This is a genomic window from Nocardiopsis sp. NPDC006198, assembly GCF_040613895.1.
Lineage (GTDB): Bacteria > Actinomycetota > Actinomycetes > Streptosporangiales > Streptosporangiaceae > Nocardiopsis > Nocardiopsis tropica.
The window spans coordinates 46,234-55,241 of record NZ_JBEXSY010000049.1 but is presented as its reverse complement, the minus strand read 5'-3'; the positions used below and the strand labels follow the sequence as shown (position 1 = coordinate 55,241).

Sequence of the window (9,008 nt, the reverse complement as noted above, 5' to 3'; positions counted from 1 at the left end):
GGCCGAGCGGCGATGGTCGGCCCGGGTTCGGCCGTCCGGGCGCGGCCGGCGCGGTGGGAGGCGGCCCGACGGCCGCCTCCCCGGCCCGGGCCGGGGAGGCGGTGGCCGCCGCTCCGGCGGGCGTACGGGAGGGGTCCGCGACCGGGCGCCGCCGACGGGGCGGCGCCCGGTTCCGCTACAGGTCGATGCCGGTGAGCACCAGGACCCGCTCGTAGGTCAGGTCCGTCATGGCGGCGCGCACGCCCTCCTTGCCCACGCCCGACTGCTTGACGCCGCCGTAGGGCATCTGGTCGGCGCGGAAGGTGGGGACGTCGCCGATCACCACGCCGCCGACCTCCAGTTCCCGGTGCGCACGGAACGCGGTGGGCAGGTCGCGGGTGAACACCCCGGCCTGGAGGCCGAAGTCGCTCTCGTTGACCGCCGCGAACGCGGCGTCGGTGTCGGCCACCCGCTGGACGACCAGCACCGGTCCGAACACCTCCTGGCGCACGACCTTCGCGTCGGCGGGCGCGTTCGCGAGCACCGTCGGCGCGACCGTCACCCCGTCACGGGTGCCGCCGGTGAGCAGTTCGGCGCCGTCGGCGACGGCCTCGTCGATCCAGGCGGCCACGCGCTCGGCGGACGCCTCGTTCACGAGCGGTCCCACGTCGGTGGCGGGGTCGGAGGGGTCCCCGACGCCGAGGGCCTCCACGCGCTCCACCAGCCGCGCCACGAACTCGTCGTGGACGGAGTCCTCGACGATCACGCGCTGCACGCCGATGCACACCTGCCCGGCCTGGTTGTTGCCGAACAGCGCGACCCGCTGCGCCGCCCAGTCCAGGTCCGCGTCGGCGAGGACCACGGCGGCGGCGTTCCCGCCCAGCTCCAGGGTGACGTGCTTGCGCGGCGCGAGCCGGGGCAGCTCCCAGCCGAAGGCCCCGCCGGTGAAGGAGATGACGGGGAGGCGCTCGTCGGTGATCAGCGACGCCGCGCGGTCGTTGGGCATGGGGAGCACGGAGAGCATGCCGCCGGGCAGCTCGGTCTCCGCGACGATCTCGCCCAGGATCAGGGCCGTCATCGGGGTGGCCGGCGCGGGCTTGAGGACGACGGGCGCGCCGACGGCGAGGGCCGGGGCGACCTTGTGGGCGACCAGGTTGAGCGGGAAGTTGAACGGCGAGATGCCCAGGACCGGCCCCTTGGGGACGCGGCGGACCACGGCCATCCGGCCGACGCCGCCCGGGTCGGTGTCCAGCCGCTGGAGCTCGCCGCTGTCGCGCCGGGCCTCCTCCGCCGCCCAGCGGAACACGGAGACGGCGCGGCCCGCCTCGGCGCGGGACCACTTGAGGGGCTTGCCGCTCTCCGCGGTGATCGTCCGGGCGATCTCCTCGGACCGCTCGCCGATGCGCCGGGAGATGTGGACGAGGGCGTCGGCCCGTACGTGCGCGGGCAGGGCGGCGGCCTCGGCGGCGACGGCGTGGGCCGCGGAGACGGCCTGCTCGATCTGCTCGGCGGTCGGCACGGCGACCGCGCCGACGGACTCGCCGGTGTAGGGGTTGACGACAGGGATCTCGGTGTCGCCGGTCGCGGCGGTGCCGGCCAGCCAGAACGGGTGCGTGGACATGCCCGTGACGCTAGTGCCCGCGCCTCGCCGCCCGCTTTGTCCATTTTTTCTACTGGAGTGTCGTTCCTTGGCCACAGTGGCGCAACCGGCACGGAGCGCCCCGGTGGGGCGGCCTGAGACTCCTGGGATCCTTGGGATGTGGTCGAGGGATCTTTGGTCAACCGACTGGCGCCGGAGGTCTCCTTCGTCCAAAGTGGGGAGGAGGGCTCTGCCAGCGTGTTCGGGCGGACCCTCGGGTCCGCCGCCGCCGTCGGGAGCCCGGGAGTGCTCATTGCCACTTGTCTACCGCACGCTCGTCGCCGTCCCGGAGCACGACGGCGACCTCATCGACACCACCTCGACGGTGTTGTCCCGCTGGCTCAGCAAACGCGGCAACTCGGGCGCGCGGGTGGACTTCTCGGCCTCGGGGCGCCACGATCTGAGCAACCGCTCCCGGGCCCTGGTGGTCCGGCACGACAACGACGACGAGGGACTGCGCTTCCTCCGGCTCACCACGGAGTCCGACAAGCCCGACGGGGTGTGGCGGACCGTCGCCACAGCGGTCGTGGACCCCGAACTCGCACCGTGGCGGTACGTGTGGATCGACATGGCCGTCGACCCCGCCCCCGCCGAGCGCGCCGCGGCGGACCCTCCCCGCCTGGACATCATGCCCCCCGAGGCCGCCCGCATGCTCCTCGACTCCGTGGACGCCCACGACGGCGAGCACCCGATGCCCCCCGCCCCCCTGATCGTGCGCGGACGCGACGACGCCCTCATGGACACGCTCGTGTCGGCCATCCGCGACCCCGTCAGACGCATGGCGGTGGTGGCGACCGGGGCTCCCCGGGACGTCACCGTCGCCGACTGGCGCGACGCCATGGCGGGCGCCATGGCGCGCTGCACCGGGATGTGCGCCGCCTACGTGCTCGACGCCGCCGCCCTGGAGCGCGTCGGCTCCCTCCTCCCCCGGGGGCTGGACGTCCCCCCGGGCGGGGTGCGCACGTTCTTACCGGGCGTCGACCTGCTCGACGAGGACGACGCCCCCCGCCACCCCCGGATGAGCCCGGCCACGCTCGACACCGCCCGCGACGGCGAGCGCATCCGCAACTGGGTGGGCGCGGCGCTGTCGCGCCGGGTACGCGACAACGCCCTCGACGTGAGCCTCCCCGACCCCCTCCTCGCGGTCGACGCGCTCCTCTCCGAGGAGACCGACGACCTGCGCGCGGCCGTCCGGGCCCCCTCCCCCGGCCCCGTCCGCGCCGCCGCGCACCGGGCGGTCCCCGGCCCCGCCGCCCTGGCCTCCGAGCAGGAGCGCGAGGCCCAGGAGCAGCAGGTCCAGCGCCTGAGGGAGGAGGTCACGCGCCTCAGCACCCGGGTCGCCGAACTCTCGGAGGAGCGCCAGGGCCTCCTCGCCGAGACGGCCGACCTCGCCGAGGAGCTCGACAGCGCGCGGGACCACGCGCGCGCCGCCGCCTACGAGGTCCGGTGGCTGCGCGACCGGGCCCGCGAGGCCGGGCAGTTCCGGCTGGCGGCGGCCCCGGCGCCGCGCGACCCGCGGCGGCGTCCTCCCCGGAGCGTGCGCGAACTCCTGGAGCGCGTCACCGACGGGACCGCGCTGCCCCACCTGTTCTTCACCATCGAGGCGCAGACGGTGTACGAGCTGTCCGACAGCCGCAAGGAGGCCCTGTGGGTCACCCGCGCCTGGGAGGCCCTGCTGGCCCTGAACGACTACGCGCGCTACCAGTTCGACAACCCCGGCAGCGGGCTCGGGTTCCACTCGTACCTGAAGGAGACGCCCGACGGCTACGAGGTGATCCCGGTCAAGCGCCTGGCCTCGCAGGAGTCGGACCACGTGCGCAACCGGGGAAAGCTCAACGACAAGCGCCTCTTCCGGGTGCCGGAGGAGGTGGAGCCCGGCGGGCGCGTCCCGATGTACGCCCACATCAAGCTGGACATCGAGTACGGGATCTGCCCGCGGCTGTACTTCTACCCCCACCTGGGGCCGGGCACGACCAACCGCGTCTACATCGGCTACCTGGGCCGCCACCTGCCCGTCCAGCAGTCCAACTGAGCCCGTCCCCGCGCCGGCGCCGCGGGCGCGGAAGGGCGCTCCCCGCGCCCGCGTACCCTGGGGGCCGTGACGGGAACGAGTACCGGGGCGCCGACAGCCCTCGCCGAGACGGAGTGGCGCGGGCGCGCCGAGAGGCACGAGCGGCGCGTGGACGCGCTGGTCGCCGACCACCTGCGGCGGCGCCGCGAGGGCGTGCCCCACCCGGTGGAGGACTTCCTGTTCACCTACTACAACCTCAAGCCCTCGCAGCTGCGGCGCTGGCACCCGGGCGCCGGGACGGCGCTGCTGGGCGAAGGGGCCCGCGCCCGCCTGTCCGAGCGGTTCTACACGGAGCTGCCCGACGGGGCCGTCGCCGTGGACGCCGGGGAGTTCCTGGCGGCGCGGCCCGTGCTGGGCTTCGTGGAGAAGCTCCTGTCGTCGGTCGCCTCCCGCCCCGCCCACCTGGGCTGCTTCGGCCTGCACGAGTGGGCGATGGCGTACCGCACGGGACGGGTGCGCCACGGCCAGGTGCCGTTGCGGCTCGGCCACGAGGGCACCGACCGCGTCGTGGAGTCGCACCGGATCCAGTGCTCGCACTTCGACGCGTTCCGGTTCTTCACCGAGGCCGCGCGCCCCCTCAACGCGCTCCGGCCGACCCGCGAGCGGCAGTCGGAGCTGGACCAGCCGGGCTGTCTGCACGCCAACATGGACCTGTACAAGTGGGCGTACAAGCTCTCCCCCGCGGTGCCCTCCGAGCTCGTGGTGGACTGCTTCGAGCTCTCGCGGGAGATCCGGACCCTGGACATGCGCGCGTCCCCCTACGACCTGGCGGACTGGGGCTACGAACCGGTGCGCATCGAGACGGCCGGGGGCAAGGCCGCGTACATGGAGGCGCAGAGGGGCTTCGCCGAGCGCGGCGCCGTGCTGCGCGAGCGGCTGCTGGACGCCTGCCGGACCCTGCGGGCGGCCTGACCCCGGGCGGACCGGGGCCGGGGCGGGAGGCGCCGGCTCAGGACGCGCCGGGCCGGGGCGGCCCGGCGCGTCCCGGCTCCTCGGGCGGGACCGGCCGTGCTCAGCCCACGCCGTGCACGATGCGCTCGGCCAGCTTCTCGTCCGGCCGGATCTCCCCCGCCAGGATCTGCTCCGCGTAGTGGCAGGCCACACGGTGGGTGCTGCCCTCGGCGGCGCCCCGCACCGGGCGCAGCTCCGGGCGCTCGGTGTCGCACAGCTCCTCCTGCCGCCACGGGCAGCGGGTGTGGAAGCGGCAGCCCGACGGCGGGTTCGCCGGCGAGGGCAGGTCGCCGGAGAGCAGGATGCGCTCGCGGGCGTCCTCCACCTCCGGGTCCGGAACCGGCACCGCCGACATCAGGGACCGCGTGTACGGGTGCATCGGCGTCTCGTACAGCTCGTCGCTGGAGGCCTCCTCCACCAGCGCCCCCAGGTACATCACCCCCACCACGTCGCTGACGTGGCGGACCACCGCCAGGTCGTGGGCGATCACCAGGTAGGTGAGCCCGAGCTCCTGCTGGAGGCTCTCCAGCAGGTTCAGGACCTGTGCCTGGATCGACACGTCCAGGGCCGACACAGGCTCGTCGCAGATGATGAGGTCGGGTTCGAGCACCAGCGCCCGGGCGATCCCGATGCGCTGCCGCTGGCCCCCGGAGAACTCGTGCGGGTACCGGGTGAGCGCCTTCGAGGACAGCCCCACCCTCTCCAGGGCGTCCACGACCCTGCGGTGCTGGTCCTCCAGGACCAGCTTCCGCCGCTCGGACCTCCCGGCGGGTGCCCCGGGGCCGTCGCCGCCCCCGTCGGGGCCGCCGATCCCGTGGGTCTGCAGCCCCTCCAGGAGGATCGAGCCGATGTTCTGCCTGGGGTTGAGGCTGCCCAGGGGGTCCTGGAAGACCATCTGGAGGTTCCTGCGCTCCCGGCGCATCGACTCGGCGTCCAGGCCGGCCAGGTCGCGTCCGCCGAACAGCACCTCCCCCTCCGTGACGTCCACCAGCCGCAGCACGGCCCGGCCCAGGGTGGTCTTGCCGCAGCCGGACTCGCCCACCAGGCCGTAGGTCTGGCCCTCCTGGATCTCCAGGCTGACGCCGTCGACCGCGCGCACGTGGCCGATCGTGCGGTCGAACACCACCCCGCGCCTGATCGGGAAGTGCACCTTGAGGTCGTTGATCCGCAGCAGGCTCATCCCTGCGCCTCCTCGTCGTCGCCGACCACCGCCGGGCTCTCCAGTACCGTCCGGTCCACCACGTCCGCGTGCCGGACGGGGTTCACGCAGCGGTACGCGTGGCCGGCTCCGGCCGACCGGTCCGCCGCGCCGCCGTCCGCCGCCGCGGCCCCGCCCCCCGCTCCCGCGGTGACCAGCTGCGGCGGGCCCTGGAGGCACTCCATCGTGTAGTGGTCGCACCGGGGCGCGAACGCGCACCCGTCCGTCCAGGCGATGTTGTCGTTGACCGAGCCGCGGATGGGGGTGAGGGCCTCGCCCCGGGGGGCGTCCAGCCGGGGGATGGAGCCCAGCAGGCCGACGGTGTAGGGGTGCGTCGGGTCGGCGAACAGCGGCGCGCGCCGCGCCGTCTCCACCGCCCGGCCGGCGTACAGGACGTTGATGTCGTCGCACAGGCCGGCGACGACGCCCAGGTCGTGGGTGATCATGAGCAGGGAGGTGCCCTCCTCGGTGACCAGGTCCTTGAGCAGCTCCAGGATCTGCGCCTGGATGGTGACGTCCAGGGCCGTGGTCGGCTCGTCCGCGATCATCAGGCGGGGCCGGCAGGCCACCGCCATGGCGATCAGCGCCCGCTGGCGCATGCCCCCGGACAGCTGGTGCGGGTACTCGCGGAGCCTGCGCGTCGGGTCGGGGATGCCCACCCGGTAGAGCAGGTCGGCCGCCTCCTTCGAGGCCTTCGATCCCCGCAGGCCCCGGTGGCGCCGGAGGATCTCGGTGACCTGGCGGCCGATGGGCACCACGGGGTTGAGGGAGCTGAGGGGGTCCTGGAAGATCATCGCCAGCTGGGATCCGCGCAGGTCGCGCATCCGCCTCTGCGAGAGCTTCAGGAGGTCGGCCTCCCCGCCGGGCAGCCGCATCACCGCGCTGCCGCCGACGCTCACCCCCCTGTCGGGCAGCAGGCCCATGAGGGCGAGCGAGGTGACGCTCTTGCCGCAGCCGGACTCGCCGACCAGGCCGGTGACCCGGCCCTCCTCCAGGGTGAAGGACACCCCGTCCACGGCCCGGACCTCTTCCGGGTCGGAACCGCGCCCGCGGAACACCACGGACAGCTCGTCCACCGCCAACAGCGGCGTGCTGGAACTCATGGTCACTTCCTCAGCTTCGGGTCGAGCGCTTCCCGCATCGCCTCACCCAGGAGGGTGAAGCCCAGGGCGGTGACGATGATGGCCAGGGCCGGGTACACGGCCAGCTGCGGGGCGCTGGACAGGAAGCGCTGGGCGTCGGCGAGCATCGTCCCCCACTCGGGGAAGGCCGGGTCCGGGTTGCCCAGACCCAGGTAGGACAGGGCCGCCGCGTCGATGATGGCGGTGGCCAGGGTGAGGGTGGACTGCACGATCACCGGGCCCAGCGAGTTCGGCAGGATGTGCGTGAGCGCGATCCTGCGCTTGCGCACCCCCAGCGCGCGTGCGGCCAGGACGTAGTCGCGGTTGCCCTGGGAGATCATCGCGCCGCGCAGGAGGCGGGCGAAGACCGGGACCTGGGCGACGCCGACGGCGATCATGACCGTGGTGAGGCTCGGCCCGACGAGGGCGGCGACGGTGACCGCGAGGAGCAGCGTCGGCAGCGCGAGCATCATGTCGATGACGCGCATCACCACGTTGTCGAGCTGGCGGCCCCAGCGCCCGCCGAGGACCGACGCGGCCCCGGCGGCGCCGCCCAGGAGCGCGCCGGCGCCGAAGCCGACCAGGGTGGCGACCACGCCGACCATGAGGGTCTGGCGGGCGCCGACGACCATGCGGGAGAACTGGTCGCGGCCGAGGTTGTCCAGCCCCAGCCAGTTCTCGCCGCGCGGGCCGACGAAGATGTTCTGGTTCGGGAACACCTCGTCGCCCCAGGCCTGCGAGGTGGGCGAGTAGGGCGCGATGAGCGGTGAGAGCAGGGCCACGGCGACGAACACGACGACGATCACGGCGCCGGTGATCGCCATGGGGCTGCGGCGCATCCGCGCGAAGGCGGTGCGCCAGATCCCCGAGCCGTGGCCGCTCTCGTCGCGCTCGCCCATGAGCTCGGCGAGGCGGTCGACGCGGGCCGCCTTCCGTCCGAGGAGCGGGCCCCCGGCGTCCGACGCGTCCTCGGCCCGGGACGGGTTCTGGGAGCTCGGTGTCGTTGGCATCACTGGGCCCGCACTCTCGGGTCGAGGAGGCTGTAGGAGATGTCCACCAGGAGGTTGATGAACACGTACATGGTGGCGATGAGCAGGATGAACCCGGTGAGGACCGGGTAGTCGCGGGTCTGCGTGGCCGCGTACACGAACGAACCGATCCCGGGGAACGCGAACACGCTCTCGGTGAGGACCGCGCCGGCGAACAGGCTTCCGGTGAGCAGGCCGATGGACGTGACGACGGGGAGCATGGCGTTGCGCATCACGTGGCGGGTGCGCACGGTGTTGCGGTGCAGGCCCTTGGCGTTGGCGGTGCGGACGTAGTCCTCCTCCAGCACCTCCAGGACACTGGCGCGGGTCATGCGGACGATCACCGCGAGCGGGATCGAGGCGAGCGCGAGCCCGGGGAGCACCAGGTGCGCGAGGGCGTCGGCGACCACGTCGAACTCGCCGGTCCGCAGCCCGTCCAGGACGGCGAACCCGGAGAGGTCCGTGCGGCTGATGCCCGGGGAGAGCCGGAACGCGGACGGGAACCAGCCCAGCCGCTCGGCGAAGACCACCTTCAGGATGAAGGCGAGGAAGAAGACCGGGGTGCAGATCCCGAGGAGGGACCCGCCCACCGCGGCGAAGTCCAGTACGGACCCGCGCCTGCGCGCGGCCAGGTAGCCGAGCGGGATGCCCACCGCGGTCGCGATGAGCATCGCGGTGACGGCGAGCTCGAAGGTGGCCGGGAAGCGGGTGAAGAACTCTTCGAGGACCGGTCTGCCGGTCTGGAGGGAGGCGCCCAGGTCTCCCTGGAGGATGCGGCGCAGGAAGGCCAGGTACTGGACCGTGATCGGTTCGTCCAGGCCCAGGGAGCGCCGCAGCTGGGCTCGTTGCTCGGAGGTCGCGTCGTCGGGGAGGAGGGCGTACTCGGGTCCGCCCGGCAGCCGTTGCAGCCAGACGAACAGCAGGATCGACAGGCCGCCCAGTGTCGGGATCAGCTGAAGGAGACGCCTGACGATGAATCGCAGCACCTTCGCCGCCTTTCGCCAGTGTGGGAACGATGGAC

General features: G+C 73.6%; 8 protein-coding genes. 3 read left to right on the top strand and 5 right to left on the bottom strand.

Annotated features, from left to right (window positions below):
- Positions 1–215 (top strand): hypothetical protein (locus ABZ234_RS25705; RefSeq protein ID WP_355013740.1); only part of this gene is annotated, 215 nt, incomplete at its 5' end.
- On the opposite strand, the gene ABZ234_RS25700 is transcribed toward ABZ234_RS25705, so the two are convergent.
- Positions 176–1,600: an aldehyde dehydrogenase family protein gene (locus ABZ234_RS25700; protein ID WP_267948408.1), complete on the bottom strand. Its 1,425-nt coding sequence runs from the start codon at positions 1,598–1,600 to the stop codon at positions 176–178. The genes ABZ234_RS25705 and ABZ234_RS25700 overlap by 40 nt on opposite strands.
- A 271-nt stretch (positions 1,601–1,871) precedes the next feature.
- Here ABZ234_RS25700 and ABZ234_RS25695 point away from each other — a divergent pair, with 271 nt between their 5' ends.
- Together ABZ234_RS25695 and ABZ234_RS25690 are read left to right on the top strand one after the other, a co-directional pair.
- Positions 1,872–3,650 (top strand): hypothetical protein, encoded by a 1,779-nt coding sequence (locus tag ABZ234_RS25695; RefSeq protein WP_355013739.1) that lies wholly within the window; start codon positions 1,872–1,874, stop codon positions 3,648–3,650.
- Positions 3,651–3,716: 66 nt separating this feature from the next.
- Positions 3,717–4,601, top strand: coding sequence for a 3-methyladenine DNA glycosylase (locus ABZ234_RS25690; protein WP_355013738.1), 885 nt, complete (start codon positions 3,717–3,719; stop codon positions 4,599–4,601).
- Positions 4,602–4,701: 100 nt separating this feature from the next.
- Here the strand turns inward: ABZ234_RS25690 and ABZ234_RS25685 are convergent, their stop codons facing one another.
- Genes ABZ234_RS25685 through ABZ234_RS25670 form a run of 4 tightly spaced genes read right to left on the bottom strand, consistent with a single transcriptional unit; the run spans position 4,702 to position 8,973 of the window.
- Positions 4,702–5,820 (bottom strand): oligopeptide/dipeptide ABC transporter ATP-binding protein, encoded by a 1,119-nt coding sequence (locus ABZ234_RS25685; protein ID WP_267948405.1) that lies wholly within the window; start codon positions 5,818–5,820, stop codon positions 4,702–4,704.
- Positions 5,817–6,941: an ABC transporter ATP-binding protein gene (locus ABZ234_RS25680; RefSeq protein ID WP_355013737.1), complete on the bottom strand. Its 1,125-nt coding sequence runs from the start codon at positions 6,939–6,941 to the stop codon at positions 5,817–5,819. The genes ABZ234_RS25685 and ABZ234_RS25680 overlap by 4 nt, the downstream gene beginning before the upstream one ends.
- 2 nt (positions 6,942–6,943) lie before the next feature.
- Positions 6,944–7,969, bottom strand: coding sequence for an ABC transporter permease (locus ABZ234_RS25675; protein ID WP_267948403.1), 1,026 nt, complete (start codon positions 7,967–7,969; stop codon positions 6,944–6,946).
- Entirely contained in the window at positions 7,969–8,973 is a 1,005-nt protein-coding gene (locus ABZ234_RS25670; protein WP_267948402.1) for an ABC transporter permease, read from the bottom strand. The genes ABZ234_RS25675 and ABZ234_RS25670 overlap by 1 nt, the downstream gene beginning before the upstream one ends.
- Positions 8,974–9,008: the final 35 nt, after the last annotated feature.